The 21,223-nt window shown below is 41.8% G+C and carries 18 protein-coding genes; 7 read left to right on the forward strand and 11 right to left on the reverse strand.

All coding sequences use genetic code 11. The annotated features are described in order from the left end of the window. Positions 1-33: 33 nt before the first annotated feature. Positions 34-585, forward strand: coding sequence for a histidine phosphatase family protein (locus ACMHKH_RS07655; protein ID WP_413520052.1), 552 nt, complete (start codon positions 34-36; stop codon positions 583-585). A gap of 57 nt (positions 586-642) precedes the next feature. Here the strand turns inward: ACMHKH_RS07655 and ACMHKH_RS07660 are convergent, their stop codons facing one another. The 6 genes from ACMHKH_RS07660 to ppsA all read right to left on the reverse strand — a co-directional run bounded on the left by ACMHKH_RS07660 (position 643) and on the right by ppsA (position 6,160). After that, positions 643-891 (reverse strand): hypothetical protein, encoded by a 249-nt coding sequence (locus ACMHKH_RS07660; RefSeq protein ID WP_413520053.1) that lies wholly within the window; start codon positions 889-891, stop codon positions 643-645. Positions 892-1,120: 229 nt separating this feature from the next. Then, the gene (gene rplI, locus ACMHKH_RS07665) at positions 1,121-1,621 is read right to left on the reverse strand and encodes a 50S ribosomal protein L9 (protein ID WP_413520054.1); all 501 of its coding nucleotides are present in this window, start codon (positions 1,619-1,621) and stop codon (positions 1,121-1,123) included. A gap of 20 nt (positions 1,622-1,641) precedes the next feature. Beyond that, positions 1,642-1,872 carry a 30S ribosomal protein S18 gene (gene rpsR, locus ACMHKH_RS07670; RefSeq protein WP_010198808.1) on the reverse strand — a complete coding sequence of 77 codons (231 nt, stop codon included), beginning with the start codon at positions 1,870-1,872 and terminating at the stop codon, positions 1,642-1,644. Between the two features lie 16 nt (positions 1,873-1,888). Continuing rightward, positions 1,889-2,287: a 30S ribosomal protein S6 gene (gene rpsF / locus ACMHKH_RS07675; protein ID WP_201564287.1), complete on the reverse strand. Its 399-nt coding sequence runs from the start codon at positions 2,285-2,287 to the stop codon at positions 1,889-1,891. Between the two features lie 283 nt (positions 2,288-2,570). Beyond that, positions 2,571-3,554, reverse strand: a complete 984-nt coding sequence (locus ACMHKH_RS07680; protein WP_413520055.1) for an RDD family protein — start codon at positions 3,552-3,554, stop codon at positions 2,571-2,573. Positions 3,555-3,775: 221 nt separating this feature from the next. Beyond that, on the reverse strand, positions 3,776-6,160 hold the full coding sequence (gene ppsA, locus ACMHKH_RS07685) for a phosphoenolpyruvate synthase (RefSeq protein WP_413520056.1): 2,385 nt from the start codon (positions 6,158-6,160) through the stop codon (positions 3,776-3,778). Between the two features lie 373 nt (positions 6,161-6,533). On the opposite strand from ppsA, the gene ACMHKH_RS07690 reads away from it, so the two are divergent. Then, positions 6,534-7,430 (forward strand): pyruvate, water dikinase regulatory protein, encoded by an 897-nt coding sequence (locus ACMHKH_RS07690; RefSeq protein ID WP_413520057.1) that lies wholly within the window; start codon positions 6,534-6,536, stop codon positions 7,428-7,430. A 231-nt stretch (positions 7,431-7,661) separates the two neighbouring features. Next, positions 7,662-9,305, forward strand: a complete 1,644-nt coding sequence (sthA, locus tag ACMHKH_RS07695) for a Si-specific NAD(P)(+) transhydrogenase (RefSeq protein ID WP_413520058.1) — start codon at positions 7,662-7,664, stop codon at positions 9,303-9,305. A 104-nt stretch (positions 9,306-9,409) separates the two neighbouring features. On the opposite strand, the gene ACMHKH_RS07700 is transcribed toward sthA, so the two are convergent. From ACMHKH_RS07700 to ACMHKH_RS07715, 4 genes are all read right to left on the reverse strand, one after another. Continuing rightward, positions 9,410-10,606 carry an ABC transporter permease gene (locus ACMHKH_RS07700; RefSeq protein WP_413520059.1) on the reverse strand — a complete coding sequence of 399 codons (1,197 nt, stop codon included), beginning with the start codon at positions 10,604-10,606 and terminating at the stop codon, positions 9,410-9,412. Beyond that, complete coding sequence (locus ACMHKH_RS07705; RefSeq protein WP_413520060.1) at positions 10,606-11,892, reverse strand: ABC transporter permease; 1,287 nt, start codon at positions 11,890-11,892, stop codon at positions 10,606-10,608. The genes ACMHKH_RS07700 and ACMHKH_RS07705 overlap by 1 nt, the downstream gene beginning before the upstream one ends. 3 nt (positions 11,893-11,895) lie before the next feature. Beyond that, entirely contained in the window at positions 11,896-13,173 is a 1,278-nt protein-coding gene (locus ACMHKH_RS07710) for an HlyD family secretion protein (RefSeq protein WP_413520061.1), read from the reverse strand. 89 nt (positions 13,174-13,262) lie between these two features. Continuing rightward, positions 13,263-15,026 carry a TolC family protein gene (locus ACMHKH_RS07715; RefSeq protein WP_413520062.1) on the reverse strand — a complete coding sequence of 588 codons (1,764 nt, stop codon included), beginning with the start codon at positions 15,024-15,026 and terminating at the stop codon, positions 13,263-13,265. Between the two features lie 458 nt (positions 15,027-15,484). Between ACMHKH_RS07715 and glpK the strand changes: the two genes are divergently transcribed. From glpK to ACMHKH_RS07735, 4 genes are all read left to right on the forward strand, one after another. Then, positions 15,485-17,086 carry a glycerol kinase GlpK gene (gene glpK, locus ACMHKH_RS07720; RefSeq protein ID WP_413520063.1) on the forward strand — a complete coding sequence of 534 codons (1,602 nt, stop codon included), beginning with the start codon at positions 15,485-15,487 and terminating at the stop codon, positions 17,084-17,086. Positions 17,087-17,559: 473 nt separating this feature from the next. Further along, positions 17,560-18,030 carry a hypothetical protein gene (locus ACMHKH_RS07725; RefSeq protein WP_413520087.1) on the forward strand — a complete coding sequence of 157 codons (471 nt, stop codon included), beginning with the start codon at positions 17,560-17,562 and terminating at the stop codon, positions 18,028-18,030. A 320-nt stretch (positions 18,031-18,350) separates the two neighbouring features. Continuing rightward, positions 18,351-19,376 carry an endonuclease/exonuclease/phosphatase family protein gene (locus ACMHKH_RS07730; protein WP_413520064.1) on the forward strand — a complete coding sequence of 342 codons (1,026 nt, stop codon included), beginning with the start codon at positions 18,351-18,353 and terminating at the stop codon, positions 19,374-19,376. Positions 19,377-19,589: 213 nt separating this feature from the next. After that, positions 19,590-20,282, forward strand: coding sequence for a TetR/AcrR family transcriptional regulator (locus tag ACMHKH_RS07735; protein ID WP_413520065.1), 693 nt, complete (start codon positions 19,590-19,592; stop codon positions 20,280-20,282). Positions 20,283-20,390: 108 nt separating this feature from the next. On the opposite strand, the gene ACMHKH_RS07740 is transcribed toward ACMHKH_RS07735, so the two are convergent. After that, entirely contained in the window at positions 20,391-21,170 is a 780-nt protein-coding gene (locus ACMHKH_RS07740; protein WP_413520066.1) for a hypothetical protein, read from the reverse strand. Between the last annotated feature and the right edge of the window lie 53 nt (positions 21,171-21,223).

A 21,223-nucleotide genomic window follows, 5' to 3' on the forward strand; every position in this document is an offset into this window, starting at 1 on the left:
TATTTAAAAATCCATTAAAGGAAATAATCATTAATGATTCTCTATATTTGGCGTCATCCCAAGCCGCTAAGTACCGACGGACTTTGTATTGGACAAACCGACGTCAATGTAAATAGGCGCAAACTAAAGCGGCTTGCCAATAAAATACAGCGCTTTGTACGACTACATCAATTACCCAAAATGATTTGGGTCAGCCCGTTACAGCGCTCGTTAAAAGTTGGGCAAATATTAGCGCAGCGCGGCTTTCAATATCAAGTTGCGCCTGAATTAGCTGAGATTCATTTCGGTGAATGGGATGGTAAGTTTTGGCAGCAGATAGAAAAACAAGCAATTGATGAATGGTGCGATAACTTTGCCAATTTCTCGCCTGCTAATGGCGAAAGCTTGCAACAGCTATTTAATCGAGCTGAGATTTGGTTAGATAAAATAGCTGTTGAGCAAGTAAATACACCAGTATTGGCTATCGGACATGCTGGTTGGATCAATGCCGCTAAGATGATTGCGACTGATCAAGCGGTGCCGAATCTTGCAATTAACTGGCTACGCTCTGTCGCATATCTGTCTTGTAATCGCATTGATATTTAAGAAAAAAAATGGTCATTATATTGACCATTTTTGATGTTTGATAGATTTAAATTCTTATTAACAGTCAGCTTGTAGCTCATCGATTTTCTCAAAACGTGCTCTCTCGTTTTCTGCTACTCCTGAGTCCGAATCAAAACTCACATAAATGCCCTGATCATCTAGTGTCGCATACCAATGGTCTGTATTATTATCAGTTAAGATTTGAAAGTATTTATCATTAACGATTCTACCCACTTTATAAATCTCACCTTCGTTATAAAAGTGATTGCCTTGGGTACAGCGTAATTTGTCATCAGTATTTATCATTTATCATAACGTCCTATATTTAAGATACTAAATAATATAGAGACAGCATAGCAACCATAGATGTAGGAATACAGAGGAATTTGGCGGCAATACTTTATCATTACGTATACAATGTTTACCACATGTATCAGCACCAATCTAAAAGACAAATTCTAAAATCAACACAAAAAAAACCAGCAACGTAAAGTTGCTGGTTTTTTATTGCGACTAAAACTTAGTATGCTAAAGATTACTCTTCGTTTTCGTCTGCAGCGTTGTCTGCGTCTAAATCTTCGTTGTCGCCATCTTCAGAAAGAATGGTCACTAGAATAGTAGCAGTAACGTCATGATGTAGTTGAATATCAACATTATATTCACCAATTTGACGCAAAGTGCCTTCAGGTAGCTTGATTTCAGCACGGTCTACTTCTAGACCTGAGTTAGTCAATGCTTCAGCGATATCGCGTGTACCGATAGAGCCGAATAGCTTGCCTTCGTCACCTGATTTAGCACGCATGATCACATTAACGTCAGTTAATGCATCAGCACGTTCTTGAGCAACAGCTACTTCTTTTGCTTCTTCAGCTTCAAGTTCAGCACGACGTGCTTCGAACTTTTCAATGTTAAGCTTAGTAGCAGGTAGTGCTTTACCCAAAGGGATAAGAAAGTTACGTCCGTAACCTGGTTTCACATCGACAGTTTCACCGAGTTTACCAAGGTTGACGATACGCTGTAACAAAATAATTTGCATGAGTCATTCCTAGTTAACGGTTAACCCTGATGGTTATCAGTGTATGGAAGTAGCGATAAATAACGAGCTTGCTTGATAGCAGTCGCTAGTTGACGCTGATATTTAGTAGATGTACCGGTAATGCGGCTTGGTACGATCTTGCCATTATCACTGATATACTGTTTTAGCAATTCAACATCTTTATAATCGATGTGAGTGATGCCTTCAGCAGTGAAACGGCAGAATTTGCGACGGCGATAGAAACGTGCCATGAGTATTCTCCTTTAATTAGTCTTCACTGTGGTCGTTGTCGTCGTTATCATCACGATCTGGACGACGAGTAGTTGCTTTGCGTGCGCGTTTTTCATCGGCATTCTTGGCTAACTGCGACTCTTCAGTGACAGCATCGTCACGGCGCATAACTAGACTACGAATGATCGCGTCGTTATAACGGAATAATTCTTCAAGTTCAGCTAAAGTCTCGCCGTCAGTTTCGATGTTGAAAAGAACGTAATGAGCTTTGTGAATCTTGTTGATTGGGTAAGCCAGTTGACGACGACCCCAATCTTCTAGACGATGGATGGTGCCGTTGTTGTCTTGAACTAACTTGATATAGCGTTCAACCATGCCGACCACTTGGTCGCTTTGGTCTGGGTGTACAAGTAACACCAGTTCGTAATGTCGCATTATGACTCCTTACGGATTAGTAGCTATTAACCCTATGTTAATAGCAAGGAGATTTATAAGGTAAGCTCAAATCCTACCCATTATTATAAATAATTAACAGAGAATAAGCTTAGTTTATAAAGCGCCGTATTATAACAGTAGTCACTGGTTAACACAAAGGTTAATCAATGTGCTGCTATTAATAAAGATTATTAATCGAAAACAGATGTTTTTTATCAATAAAAAAACAACGCTGATATGCTGCCTTTTTGACAAAATAATAAAAGTTGTCGTTGATAAAAAACTATTTTATTTTAGGCTCTTTTACTAATTGACTGCTGTCAGCTTTAACTACTAGGGTTTTAGCCAATTTGTCATGCCAACCGATATTTTCAGGGCTTTTAGAAGCCATGTAATAATGAATAGCAATGATGACAAAACCTAAAAAGCTGGTAAAAGAGAACAGTAAGTTATAAATAATGAATAACAACAAGGTACGCATACCGATAAGCTTGGTAAAAGAAGGCAGGCGATGCGTGGTTTGATCGACGACACGGATACCAGTAATCAGCTTACCTAATGATTGCCCACGCAAAGTAATAAATATCAATTGTAGCGCAAACAAACCAAAGACCATGACTTGCGATATCATCAAGGTGCTACTAGGTAGGCTTTCCATCAATTTTACTGAGTATTGATAAGCGACGTCCATATTTTGGATGTTCTGGAATTTACTATAATCCACATCCATTTTGGTCAATGCCATCACAAGAGGGAAAATCGCCAATACATACAGTAAGCCATTTAATATAGTTGCTAAGACTCGCGACATAATAGGCGCCAGTACAACATTACCAATGACTTTGTCGTTGGCAGTGGCATTTTTATTCGCACCAGGCTTATTTAATGAGGCATTGCCAGTTGGCTTATATTGACGATTGGTCGTCATGTCTGTTTTGGTCGTGTTTTTTGAACGTTCAGGCTTGCCATATAAGCGATCTAGTGATACTGATTTTTTGTCTTTATTGGCATCTGCGTCATCATCCTCTGGGAAGATAGTAACATTGTTGATAATAGAGTCATTAACCTCATGCGTTGCTATATGAGCAGCTGCAGGGCGATAAAAAGCTTGATTGTTAGTCAAATTACCAACGCGCTGCCACTGATCTAAGCCTTCGTGCCAGATCAAATCATCTAATTGCACTTCACCAGAGGTGAGCATAATATTGAGCTGATCCAAGGTGTATGGACCGGCTTGAACGTTATTTCGAGCAAGGAAAATCTGCATAGTTGCCTACATCGTTGGTCATATCTTAGATCACTATATTAGGGCGTATTTAAAATTCACAAGTCGTCTTTTTTAGAAATATACTCTTGTGCTAAATACAGCATAGGGTTTGCTGCCATTTCATCAAAATAGATGATAATTGGTAAACAAACCCTAATAATAAAGTGTACAAGTATTACTTGTTACTATTAATCTTTATTAAGTAACCTTTAAACGGCAGCTTACTTTACTTCTTCACCTGCTAAGAAGAACCAAGTATCTAGTACTGAGTCAGGATTTAATGACACTGAGCTGATACCTTGCTCCATTAGCCACATAGCTAGATCTGGATGGTCTGATGGACCTTGACCACAGATACCGACGTATTTGCCTGCTTTACGGCAAGCATCAATCGCCATTGATAACAGCTTTTTAACCGCAGGATCGCGCTCATCAAACAGATGTGAGACGATACCTGAGTCACGGTCAAGACCTAGGGTCAACTGTGTCAAGTCATTTGAGCCGATTGAGAAACCATCGAAGTGTTCTAAGAACTCTTCTGCTAGTAAGCAGTTGGTTGGCAGCTCACACATCATGATGATACGTAGACCGTTTTCACCACGTTTTAGACCATTTTTCTCAAGCAATTCAATCACTTGTTTGGCTTCGCCAACCGTACGGACGAATGGAATCATAATCTCAACGTTGGTCAAGCCCATCTCATCACGTACGCGCTTTAGTGCTTTACACTCAAGCTCGAAGCAATCACGGAAGTTATCAGAGACGTAGCGACTAGCACCACGGAAACCAAGCATTGGGTTCTCTTCTGATGGCTCATACAATTTGCCACCTAAAAGATTGGCGTATTCGTTCGATTTAAAATCTGACATACGAACGATAACTGGCTGATCCATAAAGGCAACGGCTAGGGTAGAGATACCTTCGACCAATTTATCAACGTAAAAATCAACTGGTGAAGCATAACCTGCAATGCGCTCATTGATCGCTTGTGAGATTTCACGTGGCAAGCTGTTCATGTTAAGCAGCGCTTTTGGATGCACACCAATCATACGGTTAATGATGAATTCAAGACGGGCAAGACCAATACCTTCGTTTGGCATTTGGGTAAATGAGAAAGCACGATCTGGGTTACCAACGTTCATCATTACTTTAAATGCAAGCTCTGGCATAGATTCAACAGAGTTGGTCTGTACTTCAAAATCAATCTGACCTTCATAAATAAAACCAGTATCACCTTCAGCACAAGAAACTGTTACGTCTTGACCATCAACCAATAATTCAGTGGCATTACCACAACCAACGATTGCTGGTACACCAAGCTCACGCGCGATAATCGCTGCGTGACAGGTACGACCACCACGGTTAGTGATGATAGCAGAGGCGCGCTTCATGACTGGTTCCCAATCCGGATCGGTCATGTCTGATACGAGTACGTCGCCGTCTTGTACTTTGTCCATCTCGTTTAGGTTGCTAACGACACGTACTTTACCAGCGCCGATACGTTGACCGATTGAGCGACCTTCGCATAAAATTTTAGCATCACCAGTATTGATGATATAACGCTCCATGACATTGCTATCTTGGCGGCTCTTAACCGTTTCAGGACGTGCCTGAACAATAAAGATTTCATTGGTGTCGCCGTCTTTTGCCCACTCGATATCCATCGCTTGACCGTAATGCTTTTCAATGGTCATTGCTTGTTTGGCAAGTGAGTTCAGCTCTTCAGTTGATAAAGAGAACTGCATACGATCTTGTTTCTCGACATCAATAATTTTTACAGATTTAGTAGTACTACCTTCATCACCATAAATCATTTTCTTATGCTTGCTACCTAGGTTGCGACGGATAATCGCCGGTTTGCCATTAGCAAGTAGTTGTTTTGATACATAGAATTCATCAGGGTTAACCGCGCCCTGTACGACCATTTCACCTAAGCCGTAGCTTGAGGTGATAAAGACCACTTGGTCAAAACCACTTTCTGTATCTAGAGTGAACATGACACCAGCGGCGCCAGTTTCTGAGCGTACCATACGCTGTACAGCAGCAGATAGCGCTACGCCCTCATGTTCAAAGCCTTTATGGACACGATAAGAGATAGCACGGTCATTATATAAAGAAGCAAATACTTCTTTAATCGCAATAAGAACGTTATCAATACCACGAATGTTCAAAAAGGTTTCTTGTTGACCAGCAAACGAGGCATCTGGCAAATCTTCAGCAGTGGCAGAAGAACGTACCGCAACGGCAATCTCTTTACCATCGCTCATTGCTTCGAATGATGCACGAACCGCTTGCTCAAGATCTTTTGGCAGTTCTTGCTCAATAATCCAAGTACGGATTTTTTTGCCAGTTTCAGCAAGCTTATTCACATCATTGACATCTAAGCTTTTAAGCTCGCTGTTAATTTTGTCAAGTAAGCCAGTTTCTGTTAAAAACTGGTTAAAAGCATTTGAAGTTGTGGCAAAGCCGCCTGGAACACTAACGCCCAAATCAGATAGATGACTGATCATTTCACCAAGTGAAGCGTTTTTGCCACCGACCATTTCAATGTCGTCTTTTCCTAACTGATCAAGGTTGATTACAAGTGCTGTAGATTGCGCTGCCATGATAACTCCAGAAAATAAGGTTATTTAGTAAAGATTATAATGGTCGATTATACCTCTATATTTTGAGAAATTCGAGAGCTTGAAGCAAAAAAATGATGAAAAAGGTACAAATTGTGGCTTTTGCTACATATTTATGAGTAGAGCTCATCAGATTTAGCGAACTTAATATTGGTTTTCCTTTGAGCTGTGATATCAAAATCTGCGTAATGCTAAGTGTACGCTTGTAACATTGGTTACTATTAAGCGCCTATTATGCGTATAATATAGGGTATAAATCTGAGACACAGATGACCAAACTATTCAGCGCTAAATGCTAAAAATTAAAGGCTGCTATTGAGTTTTCAACCAAGGTTAAAACAAGGGTATCAACGTTATGTACGTAAATCATTCGTCCCCACAAACCAATTCTACGATTCAGAACAAGCAGGCTTTAGAAGTCGATAACGCAGAAAACATAAGAACCGCGTTTTTTATCTCTGACGGTACAGCTATTACAGCAGAGACCCTTGGACGCGCTATTTTGAGTCAGTTTGCCTCAGTACCGTTTGAAACTCGAGTGTTGCCTTATGTGGATAATCTAGAGCGTGCTGAAGATGCCGTTGAGCAAATCAATATCGCTTATCAGCGAGATGGCTTGTTGCCATTAGTGTTCGATACCATCGTCAGTCCTGAGATTCGTGAGAAAATCAATTCAGCGCACAGCTGTAATTTGGATATGTACGAAGGTTTAATCGGTCGCGTAGCAGAAGAGACGGGCGTGGAGCCGGATGGGCATTCAGGTCATGCACATGATAACGTTGACTCTGAGACTTATAAAGAGCGTATCGATGCTGTGCATTTTGCCCTAGATAACGATGATGGCGCCCGTACCCGTCATTATCATGCAGCAGATATTATTCTTATCGGCGTTTCGCGCTCTGGTAAGACGCCAACCTCATTATATTTGGCGCTACAATTTGGCATTCGGGCGGCAAATTATCCTTTGACTGAAGAAGATTTAAATCATAATCAACTACCAAAAGCACTACGTGAGCACAAACATAAGCTATTTGGTTTGATTATCGATACCGATCGTTTAGTGAAAATTCGTCAAGAGCGCCGCGCAGGCAGTCGTTATTCAAGCTATCAGCAATGTCAGCAAGAGCAGCGTGCGATACAAGGGATTTATACCTCGCAAGGCATTCCAAGTCTTGATGTCTCAGAGATGTCGGTTGAAGAGATTGCCACTCGTATCCTACAGATGACCGGTCTAAAACGCCGTATTGGCTAATTAACGTTATCAATCTCATAACGACTGCCATTATATTTTAAAAAGCAATAGCAAAAAATAGCCAGCAGAATAGAACTGTGATAGCTGTATTGTAAAACAACGTCTCACCACGTATGGTGGTCGAACTTTAGCACGACAAGAGTTTGTCTAAACACTGATGCAGATAGTAATGACATCCGCCTGCTAAAAACATACTGAAAAACAGATTCATAAATTAATAAAGAGGATACGATGGTAAGCAAACCTATAAGCGACGCAACCAATGATACTGGTAAAGACACCAAAACTGAGGTATCTAATAAAGAGAGTGGTCGTCCGCCAACTCTTGAGCATACTAAAGGTAAGAATAAAGAACAAAAAATCGAACAAACGCATGAGCAAGTCACTGAAGACATCATGCATCATCCAGATTTGGTGAATCCACTGGATGATACGCGTATTGATGTAAAATCTGGCTTTACTAAGGATTCACAACGTTTAAAAAGTGATAAGCATGAGTTTGAATACGATGCGGTTGTCTTAGGCGCAGGTCCTGCTGGCGAAGCGGCTGCCATGAAGCTTGCCAAATCAGGCAAAAAAGTGGTGGTCATTGACCCGCGTGAACAAGTAGGTGGTAACTGTACTCATGTTGGTACGATTCCAAGCAAAGCTTTGCGCCAGTCAGTTTTTAACTTGATTAACTTTCGCCGTGATCAGATGTTTACCAAGGCGATGGACTATCATCAAGTGCCGCTGAATATTGTGTTAGCCAAAGCTCGAAAAGTCATTCTTCAACAGGTTCAAACGCATACCCGCTTTTATGAGCGTAACCAGATTGAAGTTATTCATGGTTGGGCAAATTTCATCGATAAAAACACCATACGTATCGAGATTGATGAAAATACCTTTGAAACCATTACCTTTAATAAGGCAATCATTACCGTTGGTAGCCGACCGTATCGCCCTGATATCTTAGACTTTAATCATCCGCGTGTGTTTGATTCTGATAAAATTCTACAGATGGATTATGTGGTTAAGAAAATCATTATTTATGGCGCTGGCGTGATTGGCTGTGAGTATGCTTCTATTTTCACCGGTCTTGGCTATAAAGTAGATTTGATTAATAACCAAAACCAACTGCTAAGCTATTTGGATAGTGAAATCAGTGACGCCATTGCTCATGATTTCCGTCAATTTGGTGTGGTTATCCGTAGCAATGAAGAGATTGACCATTTAGAAACACATGATGACTGTGTGATTTTGCATCTAAAAAGTGGTAAAAAAATCAAGTCTGATGCGATTTTGTGGTCGAATGGACGCTCAGGTAATACTGAAGGCTTAAACTTAGAATGTCTTGGACTTACAGCCAATAGCCGCGGTCAGTTGAAAGTCGATGATACTTACTGTACCGAAGTTGAAAATATTTATGCAGCAGGCGACGTTATTGGTTGGCCGTCATTAGCATCTGCCGCTTATGACCAAGGGCGCTGTGCGGCGGCATTTATGGTCGGTGACCGCGATGCAGAGCCAGTATCAAGCGTGCCAACGGGCATTTATACCATTCCTGAGATTTCATGTATCGGTAAAACGGAACAAGAATTAACCGATGCTAAAGTTCCTTATGAAGTCGGTCAGGCTTTCTTTAAGCATCTTGCACGTGCCCAAATTATCGGCGAGCGCTCGGGCGTTTTAAAAATCTTGTTCCACCGTGAGACCTTAGAGATTTTAGGGATTCATTGCTACGGTAATCATGCCTCAGAGATTATTCACATTGGGCAAGCCGTTATGAAATGTAATGCCACGCTTGAATACTTTGTTAATACCACCTTTAACTATCCAACGATGGCAGAAGCCTATCGCGTTGCGGCATTAAATGGTCTTAATCGGGTTTTCTAACGATTAGACGTATTAAGCTGAGTCAATAAAAAAGCGTCTGCAATTTAGCAGGCGCTTTTTTATCATTTCTATTATGGTCAAGGGTGGATTATATATTACTGACTTTAATAAGCGCTTTTACGCTCTGCAGTAAACCAGCGAAATAGCAAAAGTAGAATGAAGTAAAAGATCCACAATCCTGCCAACGCATAAAACCCTGTCGCTACTTGTGCAATACTAGCGCCCATTTGGTTAAGCTGCACCGAAGTATTGATACCTGGTGTTGTCGGCAATAACCAACGAATGATTTGCAAAGCTTCGGGCAGCTGATGGGCAGGCCACGGATAACCACTGACAAAAAACATCGGTAATGAGCTAAAAATTAAAATTTGCATACTACGCTCGCGCTGGCGGAACCAAAGCCCAAGGACGCAACCAAGTGTGGCGACTGTCGGACAAAATAGCAGCAAGAATAATAAACTGCCGAGCATGTTTTGCCCACGTGGATAGTCATGAAGCTCAAATGCCCAGCCGTAATAAAAACAGCCAATCACAAAGCTAAACATACTTAGCGCTGCAATCCGTCCAAGCCAGCCACGAATATTGGTTCTATGACGCCTCTGCTCATACCAAGTGCCGATTAACATCGCCGTTGACATCAAAAGCGTTTGCTGCAAGATAAGAATAGATACTGCTGGCACGACGTACGCGCCATAACCTTCGGTTTGATTGTATAAAGGCATAATCTTTAATGGCACGGCTTGAGTATTTGCCGCAGCAGTAGCTAAATACGCCCCTTGTGCGACATTTTTCTTTACTTCAATACCTGCCGAAACAGTACTAACCGCTTGTAAGAATCCCATCTGTACGTTTTTGTTCAACAGAAAATATCCGCCATTACCAAGCACACTGACGCTAGCAGCTTTACCTGACAATACTTGCTGTTCAAGCCCGCTTGGAATAATCATATAACCTGCGATGTCATCTGCCCACATGGCATCGATGGCTTGCTGCTCATTTAAAAAGCGTTTTGTATCTAATTGCGGGCTGGCACTGGCATAGCGAATGATGGTTTGCGATAAAGGACTATTGTCTTTATCAACAATACCAACAGGCACGTGATTCACAACTTCGGTAGAATACGGCCAAGGATAAAAGAAACCATAAATAATTGGCGCAATCATCAGTAATAACAGCACGCCTTTATCAGAAAACACGTCTTTTATCGTTTGTAAAAAACTGCCAAAAAAGCTTGCTGATGCTAGAGTTTCTTCTGATACTAAGGGTGTAGTAGAAGGTTTATAATTTGGTTTGGATGACATCAGCGTGCTCCCCAGCGTTCAGGATGCGCTAATGCGCGTTTACTTAATAAAGCCGTTAGATATAGCGTAACGAGTGTTGCTAGCGTCAGCCCATAAACAATGGGTAAGGATATGATGACAGGTGCTTGCATCTGTAACTGTGCAATATGCAGCTTAAGATAATGAGTGAGCGGCAACACATCTGACCAATGCTGGGCATTTTTACTGATAGCAACATAAGGAAATGTCACGCCAGCAAAGGCATATGACGGTGCTGAAATAAAACCTGTCGCCGATAAACCCATACGTAATGAGAATGAACTTAAGGTAAATATAGCGCCAAGCCAAAAAGACAGCATCATTAATAATACAAGGCTGACATAGGTGACCATGAGAGCGCTGATAGCAATCGATTGTTGCGGTGCTGCTAGCCATAAAGCCAATATTGACCAAACACTATAAGCCAATAGCGGCCAAAAATATTTACCTAATAAACCAAATATCAATACCAAAACACTCACCTTTTCTGGTGTTTGGTATTGGCTTTTTGAGACATTATTTGATGGGCTAGGTTGGTTGTCATTAGACGGTACTGTTAAATGAGCACGACTGCCATTAATAAAGCGATACCAACGATCTATTCGCTTATCACGCAGTTCACGACCGATCGTCGTTGCCCCAATGACCATTGCTAAAATATGTAACAAGGCAGGAATCACCGTCGATGCCAAAAACTGCTGATAGTCAGTCGCGGCATTAAACAAGCTAATACGCTGAATCTTAATAGGAGAGTAAGCAATCGCGGCTTGCGATGGTGCCATACCTTGTTTGACCAAGCGCTTCATCTCAACGCCTGCTGATAAGGTACCGATGACAGATTGCACGCTAGTTTGAATAATGCCAGAGTGAGTGCCGTACTGGGCATTAACCTGCAAGATGATGGGCGCAGGTTTACTTGATGAGATATTACGAGAAAAACCCTCAGGGATAATAACCACGCCATAAATATCACGTTGTAAGATAGCGGCTTTTGCCGCAGCCGGCGTGTGATATAGCTGTTTCACCGTCAAATTGGGGTTGGCTTCCAGATAACGTACAGCGGTATTGGCGATAGGACCACGGTCGTTATCAATTACCCCTATCGGCAAATCAGTAATTTGTATTTGTGAAAAAATCCACCAAATTAGCAGCACGGTAGTCAGCGGTATCCAAACCACCATTGCCAAATCCCACGGATTTTTGGCTAAAAATCGCCGCTCGTAAGCTGCACTACGTAAGAAAGCATCTCCCAACTTTGTCAGGCTCATGGCTTACTCTTGGCTCTTGTTAACAAGGGTAGGATCGATGCGAACAACCACGCTCATACCTGAGCGAATACGTCTATCAGGGGCAGTCGGTCGGGCTTTAACTTCAAAGGTACGAACATCAAAACCATCGTCATTATTGGTCGGACGCCACGTAGCAAAGTCAGACAAGGTTGAAGTAGCATAGACGGTAAATTGCTTAGTATAAGGTTTTTCAGGTGATGATAAAGCGGGAATAGTACCCATAAATCGTTGACCAATCGCAAACTGATTTAAGTAGGTTTCCGTGACATTTAAGACCACCCATTGGTCGTTGTTATTGACTAAGGTTAATAAAGGCACGCCTTGACCAATGACTTCACCGGCATTGACGATGACATTATCCACGACACCAGAGATTGGGCTTTTTAAGTTGGCTTCTTCTTTTGCCACCAATGCCTCCTCTAACTGCGCATCGACTTGCGCAACTTGTGCAGTCGCCGCTGACTTATCTTCGCTGCGAGCGCCTTCCATCGCTAGCTCATACTGCAAACGTGCCGCTTCCGTTTGGTCTTGGGTTGCTAAATATTGCGCATAAGCTTCATCGCGTTTTTGCCGTGCCATCAGTCCTTCTTCATACAGACGATTGACGCGTTGATAGGTATTTTCTGCCAAGTCAGATGCTGCTTTATGAGCTTGCCACGCCGCTTTTGCTTGGGCGATTTCTTGCGGACGGGCCCCGTTTTCAGCTTTATCCAGCTGACTTTGTGCCATTTGTTTGCCAGCACGCGCTTGACTAATTTTTGCGTTAATTTCAGGCGAATCCATCTCAATTAATTGCTGACCGACCGTTACCGCATCACCTTCTGTGACCAGTATTTTTGCAATACGCCCCGGTACTTTTGCCGCGATAGACGTTTGCTGCATTTGCATTTGCCCTTGTAGAGTAATGACTTGCGGCTCGCTATGCTGATTGCTCTTATATAAACCATAAGCAATCACGCCCAAGATGATTAAAATTACCAGCGCCAAAATCATCTTTTTAATCTTTGCTGATTTATCTTTCTTTGCTGACTGACGTTTATAGCTTGGCGCTGTTTGCTCAGGCTCAATGCTAGTATTGGTATCCATATCGACATCAGCGCTGTTATTCATATCAGTCTTAGACGGGTCAGAATCATTTGCATCGACCGCCGAATCCATGTTCGTGGGCGCAGAATTATTATTAGTATTGGTTGATTCAGCTGCTGAGTTTGAGCTGTTTAATTTGCGCGAGTCGCCTGATTCGTTGTTAGATTCAGTCATGACAGTGAGATTCCTAAAGCAATAAAGTCAGTAATAAGCAAAATAAATCGTTTGTCGTCTGATATTGCTAAGACGATAAATGGGCGATGTTATTTGTCATATAAAGTGGGTAGCCGAATGTCGGCGGCATTAAGGTAAGCATTAAACGCAAGGGGCGTACCACAGCTTTGCATAAGAGCAGCAAGCGACTGAACATAGCTATAAGCTGCTTGCGCTTGCTCAGTACGTGCTTTTAACGACTGCGTTTGCGCTTGGGCAATCTCGATTGGCGTATTTAAGCCTTCTTGTAATCCGAGTCTGCGTAAACGCAAGACTTCGGCAGCAAGCTCTACATTGCTTTGTAGGGCTTGATAGCGCGATTGGGCGTTATTCACGTCGTGCCAGTTTTTTTCAACCAGCAATAATAGATTGTCACTAACTTCAATCTCAGATAAGTCAGCTTGGCGTATTTTGGCATTACTTGATGCGAGTGACGCAGTTTTATCAAGACCACCCCATAATTTCCAACTTGCTGATACGCCAGCGACCCAGCTTGGGTCCTTTTCGATTTGCCCATAGCCATATAGCATGACAGTAGGTTTATAACCGGTATCTGATAGCGCATGTAGCTGCTGTGCCTGCGCACGTTTAGCGGCGACTTTTTGTAGACCTGGATGATTGGTCAGCGCCAAATCTTGAAAGTAGGTGACATCAGGTAGAGGACGGCTTGAGACAAATAAAGGTGTGCGAGGTTTGATGCGATACTCAGTACGCAATAAACGCTGTAATGCCATCATAGCAAGGCGCGCATCATTATTGGCATTGACGGATTCGCTTTTGGCATCAGCAAGCGCCGATTGCGCCTCCAAACGATCAACCCGCGATATAAAACCTTCCTCAAAAAGCCGCTGCGCCATATGGTCAGTCTGCTGCAAAGTATCATAGGCATCGTCGCGTAAATAAGCGGCAATGATTGCCAGTTGCGCTTTAAAATAACGCTCTATTAAAGTGTTATAAAGCTCATTTTCATCCAATAAGCTGTCAGCTACTGCTTCCTGAGTACGGGCATTAGACACACCTGTCAGAGCGGCAGTACGTCCAGCGGTATAAATAGGCCATACTACTCCAAGTCCTGCGCCTGCTGTAGAGCCTGAGCGTTTTAACTCATAGTTATCTGGGATACGCTGACCAACCAATTCACCAAAATTTGGTAAGTCTGGAATGGGCGGAATAATATCACCAACACCATTATTGATATCAGTAACAATGCCATTTTTTAGCGATGATAAATCAATGTCCGCATCCAAGTTATAGGCGTTGGCTGAAACACGGGCGAATACAAGCGGATGATCTATGGTTTTCAGGGCATCTGTTTGATACTCACTGGCGGCAATGGCGGCTTGATTGGCAGCGATTTTTGGGGATACTTGCAGTAAGATATTTTGCGCTTGTTCAAGACTCAACAGGCTGGACACTTCTAATGGATAGCTATTCTCAACGCTTTTATGAGTAATAGGATCGATAAGCGTATTTAGAGCTGCTTGACGCTTAGAGGTGTCGCTCGTACTGTCTATATGCGTCGTCGTTGTTTTTGTAGAAGCTTTATTTATAGAAGATTTGCTTGTAGAGGAGTTGTTTGCAGAAAATATATTTCTAGCGGATACCTTTTGAGTCGTGATATCTTGATTAAGTGCAGTGAATGCATTTGGAGTATCGTTTTGGTTGTCAGCATCGATAATCTGTGTCACATTGACAGCTATCATCTCATTTTGTGATTCATTTATATCATCAGCGCGTGCAGAGGTAGTCGCCACTATGCTTATGAGCGTAATCGTCATCACAGCAGTAGATAGAGTCGATAGAGCAAATTTCATAAGTCACATAAGCCATTATTAGTATGCAAGGTATTTATAATCGCCCGCCGCGTATCGATAGTATTGTTAATGATAGAGACGGTCTCTGCCAGAAATAAGGCAAAACGCGCCGCCAAAAATAAGAAATCATCTAATACGAGCCAAAGCTAAAATTTGTTATAGATAACAAAGCGTACACTGTAGTGCCACAATGGTGACGGGTCAATGCTCAGTATTTGCTTATTTTGCATTGTAGAAAACTGTCTTTTGTGATAGATGCTTTGTTTAAAGCAAATAATAGCATTATTTATAAGCGGTCTGTTATAGATTAACGGGTTGTTTTTCTTTGATTTTCGCTGACTGATAAATAGTCAACATGAGAGCGGTAAGAGTATTTATACTACAAGAGTATCTATACTGCATCTAGGCTTTGATAAACTTATAATGAATACGATAAATAAAATAAGATGGTGTGTGTGATGGCAGGATATATTTTAGCGTTAGATCAAGGTACTACCTCGAGTCGAGCGATATTGTACGATGATCATGCGCGCCCGATAAAAATGGCGCAACAGCCAACGATTCTAAAAACCCCGCAAGCAGGCTTTGTTGAGCAAGATGCTCAGCAGATTTGGCAGACGCAAATCAGCTGCGCCCATGATGTCATCAATCAGGCGGGGCTGCTCGCTACCGATGTTAGCAGTATTGCGATTACCAATCAGCGTGAGTCTATCGTCATTTGGGATAAGCAAACCGGTAAGCCGCTTGCGCCAGCTATCATTTGGCAAGACAGACGTACTGCGAGCTACTGTGAAGCGCTTGCTGCTGAAAGCGCTACGAGCATGGTTAATGACGATAATGGCACTCAGGAAGATATGGCAAGTGCTGTGCAACGTATCACAGGTCTGCGCTTAGACCCTTATTTTAGTGCTAGTAAAATCGCTTGGCTGTTAGACAATAATCCCAAGTTGCGTGCACGCGCTAATAAAGGTGAGATAGCAGTTGGCACTATAGACAGCTGGCTGATATATAAGCTAACTGGTGGCGAGCATGTCATTGATGTAACCAACGCTTCTCGTACCTTGTTATACGATATTCATAAGCTGGCATGGTCGGAGGAGCTGTGCGCCCGTTTTGCGATACCCATGAATATTTTACCCAAAGTTCTACCATCCGATGATGACTTTGGTAAAACCAAAAAAGGTCTGTTTGCCAAACAAATTCCTATACATGCGGTATTGGGTGATCAGCAAGCAGCGCTTTTTGGGCAAGGCTGTCTTGAAGCTGGCATGGCAAAAAATACCTATGGTACTGGCTGTTTTATGCTGATGAATATTGGTCAAAAGCCTAAGCTCAGTGAGCATAAGCTACTGACAACTATCGCGTGGCAACGAAAGTCTGCGCCAACGCGTCCAGATAACTTGTCGTTTGAGCAGATGGTACAATCTGGCAAACGTATGCTACAGCCACCCAAAAGAGAAGTGACTTATGCCTTAGAAGGCAGTGTGTTTATGGCAGGTGCCATTGTACAGTGGCTTCGGGATAATTTGGGCTTGTTCCAAAAAAGTGGCGAAGTAGAAGACTTAGCGCGGCAAGTCGAGAGCAGTGCAGAGGTGGTATTGCTACCTGCATTTACGGGATTGGGCGCCCCTTATTGGCGCTCAGATATCAGTGCTAGTATCACGGGCATGAGTCGCGGCACGACCAAAGCGCATATTGCGCGGGCGGCACTCGAGGCAGTGGCTTATCAGACCTATGATGTGCTTATCGCTATGCAAAAAGACAGTCCGCATCCATTGACTGAGCTAAGAGTCGATGGCGGTGCCGCAAATAATGATTTGCTAATGCAGTTTCAAGCAGATTTACTAGGCGTGCCTGTACTGCGTCCTAAAGATACAGAAATCACGGCGAAAGGTGCCGCTTTACTGGCAGGTTTAAAAACTGGCCTATACGATGAAGCAACGATGCAGACTTCATGGCAAGTAGATCGTATTTTTGAGCCTAGTATGTCTACAGATATACGTGCTCAACATCTTAATAAGTGGCAACAAGCTATTAAGAGAGCATTGATAGTTCTCTAAAATAGTTCCCTAAATCTTTTTTAATAATGAAAGCTTCAAATTTAATGTAGTTAATTAACCTAAACACTCATGGCAAACGACAAAACTTTGATATAGATACAGACAGTAACGTAAGGTCATCGTAATTTTGACACAGTTTACATATTCAGCCTAGCTGTGCTTGCTATCAATTCCTATACTTTAGAAGAGTTTAATAAAAAAGTTAATTTACTTTAGATTAGCAATAAACGAATTGAGTTTATAACAAATTAATTAAGGAAGATATTATGAATAACGACGGCCGTATTACAGACCCTAACAATCGTGTTATTGATGAAGATTATCTTGAAGTAGGCGATAGAGAGCGGATTATTGATGACAACGAACGTAGATTAACGGGTAGTGATCATACGATAGATAACAGGGTGATTAGACATGAAAACGACAACATTATAGAAGACCATGGTGCTATCGATCGTACTGCTGTTAAGCATATGTCTAAAGAAGCCAAGAAAGATTTGAATGCTGATATCATTACAGGTGAGCCAGGTTCACACCCAGTAGGTACAGGTATTGGTGGTATTGGCGGCGCAGCAGCAGGTGCAGCTCTTGGTACGATGGCAGGTCCACTTGGTACACTAATTGGTGGTGCTATCGGTGCTATTGTCGGTGGTGGTGCAGGTCATGCAGCAGCCGAAGCAATTGATCCAACACGTGAAGAAGCATACTGGCGCGCAGAGCATGCAAATGCTGATTATTACAGAGAAGGTCATGATTTTGACCGTGATTTACATCCAGCCTATGCGGTAGGCTATGCTAACCGTGCACGTTATCCTGCCGATGCTCGTTTTGAAGATCATGAAGCGGATTTAGAGCGTTCATGGCATGAAGTAAAAGGAGAATCTCGTATGGAGTGGAATGAAGCTCGTCGAGCATCTCTTGATGCGTGGAACCGTATTTCTTAAATTTTGAATATTTTTATAAGTTCTATAGGTCAGTCTTAACAGCGACTAAATAATTAAGTATAACTAATGGTATATTTAATCTAAGTAAGTAAACATTGCAATAGCTTGCAGTCGCATTACTGGATTTAGTTCGATTGTAGGTATTCAATTGTTAACGAACTGAATAATTTGAATTTATGCTATTTTAAAGCCTCCAAAGATTTCTTTGGAGGCTTTTTTACTGTATATTGATATATATGAATATAAGGTATTGAGTCTACTGGATGGCTAGAATTAGCTAATAATAAAAAACAGTACTTAAAAATAATAATAGGCAGTTTATGACCAATAATAGTGAAAGTAATCATAAGCAATTTTATCTAGCGACCGCTAATTTGCTCAATTTTGCCAACCCAAATCGGTTATATTATCCAAATGCACCTGCTTACAGTAATCATGAATATGAGCATAAATTACGCGGTATCACTGATTTACTCTCAAAAGCACACGCTGATATTCTTGCTGTACAAGAAGTGTGGGATAGCGAAGCGTTGATAGCATTAGCAGTATCATTAGGTTTTAAACCTGAGCATGTGGTTATTCCATTAGCAAGCAATGATAGTGCAAGCCCTTATACACAAGGTAAGGGTGCGCAAAATACCCCTGCAGTCGGTATTATTAGTCGGTTTGTACATTTAGAGAGTCGCTTACTTGAAGAGATTTTACCAAAAGCGGTCATTGATGTGCCAGATATAGGTCTTTATCAGCGCTTTAACCGTCCGCCGCTTGTATTACGAGTAGATGCTTTTGGTCAGCCGATTACAATTATCACTGCTCATCTAAAAAGTAAACGGGCGTTTTTCTTACGTGATGAGACAGGTAATCTGATAGAGGATATGGATGATCCAAATATCCGTATTCGTGCCAAGTTGCGTAGCTTATGTATGCGTGCGGCAGAAGCGGCATCTATTAGGCTCTCTATCATTGATATATTAAAGAATACGCGTGAGCCGCTGATTTTACTTGGTGATATGAATGATGTGACTGAAAGCGTGACTACGCAGCTGCTTACTGAAACTGGCGAGGTCAATTATGACAAGAGCATGCGTGATGTTGCGTTATTTGATGCCGCCCGTATCCAAGCGCGTTATGGTTGGATGAAGGATGTGGCATATACCCATATTTATCAGGGTATGCCAGAAGTCATTGATCAGTTATTTGTCTCTGAAGAATTTCTACCTGATAGCAAGTTTTCGCTCGGTCAGGTTGAACGGGTTGACTATTTTAATGACCACTTAAAGTGGGATTATGAAGACAGAGTCATCGATCACGGTATTATAAGAGCGAAAATACAGCTTCACAATTAACGGTATTTTATAATTAATCGGCGAATTATTTTTTAACCTATTACTGTCCCTTGCTTGATAGTGTACAAGCGTTTATTATGCTTGCTCGTTGAGTATAGTAGCGGTACTATCAGCCCATATATGGTTGATAGGAATGGTCCTTTGGTTTAGGGCGCATACTATCCGATGAACACTATATTTATAAAGATAGGGCATAACATTAAGAGATTTCTCATGAGTGAAAATAAAGACGACAAAATCGAAGACGTACTGGTAGACTCTGAGCTGGCAAAAAAGCTAGTGCCTAATAAGTTTAAATTTACCAGCCAACAAGGGCGCGCCCGCCGTCAAAAACTATTGATGGGTGCAAAAAAACTGAGTGAAACTCAATCTATTAATGATATTACACTTGCTGCCGTCTGTGAGGAAGCAGGTATTCCAAGAGCTTCTGCTTATCATTTTTTTCCGAATATTGAAGCGATATTCTTGGCGCTGCGTTTCTTAGATGCTATTGATATTTTAGAGATCTTAAGAACTGTTGAAACGGTCAATTATGACAGATGGCAGGGCTATCTCACTGCGATGATTGATCGCTGTGTTAAGATCTTTGATGAAGACGAAACTAAAGCTAAATTGATTTACGATACCAATACTCCTGATTTTGAAGGCGATAGCTTTGGTGAGCAGATGGATCATCAGGTGGTCAAATTGGTTTATGAGCGTTTGGCTGAACGCTATGAAGTACCGAATTTTGAAGATATTCAAGATGTATTATTGATTACTTTTAGTATTGTTAATGCTATTTTTACTGTATCTTATCGTCGCCATCAGCGTATCACTGATAAATATCTGCAAGAAGCGAATACAGCGTCTATCGCTTATCTACGTTGTTATTTACCAGAGAAGCTACCACGTAAAAATCGTTAATCCTTGTACACGATATTTTTCCGATAAAAAATCCGATATTTATGTCGGATTTTTTATCGGAAAAATTTGATCAATATACTTTATGACAAGACATCAATGATAACGCTGTTATATCCGATCTAACGGCGGCAATACCTGACCTGTACAGTGATCATTCGTTGAATCTAAAGAAGCGTACTGCTCAAAATAACGAACGATAAGCGCTTCTATAGCCACGTTAGTTTTATCGTCATGAGCATTAACAAAAGCTTCGTGTGCTTGTTCAAGCCAGCGGTCTGCCATACGAAAATGCGTGCCTGCCTGTCGTGAATTTTTTGCGCACTGCTCATTAGCCGCCCATATTAACGCCACTTCACTAAATGCCAACTCACGCGGCGCATTGATAATAGCACCACTGTCTTTTAGCGCGCTTAGATTCGCCCACAAATCAGGTCGCATCAATGCTGATGACGCAGGGATATCTTGAATCAGCATAATATCGTTTTCTGAGCCTTTTTTTAATGCTTGTAAAATAGCTTCTGCTGATAGAGCGGCCTCTGTTCCAGTAAGCGAGCGGCTATTCATGCTATCTTTATGAATAGTATAGTTGAGCCAAGCTTGGGCTTTATAAGCAAGGTACTGCTGCTGTGGCGTTTTATCTTTTTGCTGATAGTGCTGTATTTCTGCCAACATGCAGCTCATCGCACGCTGCTGCGTATTTTGATTTTTATAAGTCGCTTCTAACCCTTGGCTGTGGCAATAATCGGCGGTGTTTGCAGTCGCTATGTTAGCGCTATTTTGAGTAGCTGTCGTTGATACACATGAGGTAGTCGATAAAAGTAAGACTGCCGATAATGTAGCGAGTTTTACTTGTTTATTCATGGCTACTTTGATAGCAGAGTGAAGCATAACGCGAAAACCTTATAGTAAATAGTAAGCAGATAAATATCAGTGCTGGTAAT

The sequence above is a fragment of the Psychrobacter glacincola genome (assembly GCF_965118485.1).
Taxonomy (GTDB): domain Bacteria; phylum Pseudomonadota; class Gammaproteobacteria; order Pseudomonadales; family Moraxellaceae; genus Psychrobacter; species Psychrobacter glacincola_D.

Excerpts from the sequence above, each read along its gene's own strand:
- rpsF (WP_201564287.1), bottom strand. The coding sequence starts at position 2,287 with ATGCGACATTACGAACTGGTGTTACTTGTACACCCAGACCAAAGCGAC.
- ACMHKH_RS07730 (WP_413520064.1), top strand. The coding sequence starts at position 18,351 with ATGACCAATAATAGTGAAAGTAATCATAAGCAATTTTATCTAGCGACC.
- ACMHKH_RS07655 (WP_413520052.1), top strand. The coding sequence starts at position 34 with ATGATTCTCTATATTTGGCGTCATCCCAAGCCGCTAAGTACCGACGGA.
- ACMHKH_RS07700 (WP_413520059.1), bottom strand. The coding sequence starts at position 10,606 with ATGTCATCCAAACCAAATTATAAACCTTCTACTACACCCTTAGTATCA.
- ACMHKH_RS07725 (WP_413520087.1), top strand. The coding sequence starts at position 17,560 with ATGTCTAAAGAAGCCAAGAAAGATTTGAATGCTGATATCATTACAGGT.
- ACMHKH_RS07680 (WP_413520055.1), bottom strand. The coding sequence starts at position 3,554 with ATGCAGATTTTCCTTGCTCGAAATAACGTTCAAGCCGGTCCATACACC.
- rplI (WP_413520054.1), bottom strand. The coding sequence starts at position 1,621 with ATGCAAATTATTTTGTTACAGCGTATCGTCAACCTTGGTAAACTCGGT.
- glpK (WP_413520063.1), top strand. The coding sequence starts at position 15,485 with ATGGCAGGATATATTTTAGCGTTAGATCAAGGTACTACCTCGAGTCGA.
- rpsR (WP_010198808.1), bottom strand. The coding sequence starts at position 1,872 with ATGGCACGTTTCTATCGCCGTCGCAAATTCTGCCGTTTCACTGCTGAA.
- ACMHKH_RS07735 (WP_413520065.1), top strand. The coding sequence starts at position 19,590 with ATGAGTGAAAATAAAGACGACAAAATCGAAGACGTACTGGTAGACTCT.
- ACMHKH_RS07690 (WP_413520057.1), top strand. The coding sequence starts at position 6,534 with ATGTACGTAAATCATTCGTCCCCACAAACCAATTCTACGATTCAGAAC.
- ACMHKH_RS07715 (WP_413520062.1), bottom strand. The coding sequence starts at position 15,026 with ATGAAATTTGCTCTATCGACTCTATCTACTGCTGTGATGACGATTACG.
- ppsA (WP_413520056.1), bottom strand. The coding sequence starts at position 6,160 with ATGGCAGCGCAATCTACAGCACTTGTAATCAACCTTGATCAGTTAGGA.
- ACMHKH_RS07710 (WP_413520061.1), bottom strand. The coding sequence starts at position 13,173 with ATGACTGAATCTAACAACGAATCAGGCGACTCGCGCAAATTAAACAGC.
- ACMHKH_RS07660 (WP_413520053.1), bottom strand. The coding sequence starts at position 891 with ATGATAAATACTGATGACAAATTACGCTGTACCCAAGGCAATCACTTT.
- ACMHKH_RS07705 (WP_413520060.1), bottom strand. The coding sequence starts at position 11,892 with ATGAGCCTGACAAAGTTGGGAGATGCTTTCTTACGTAGTGCAGCTTAC.
- ACMHKH_RS07740 (WP_413520066.1), bottom strand. The coding sequence starts at position 21,170 with ATGCTTCACTCTGCTATCAAAGTAGCCATGAATAAACAAGTAAAACTC.
- sthA (WP_413520058.1), top strand. The coding sequence starts at position 7,662 with ATGGTAAGCAAACCTATAAGCGACGCAACCAATGATACTGGTAAAGAC.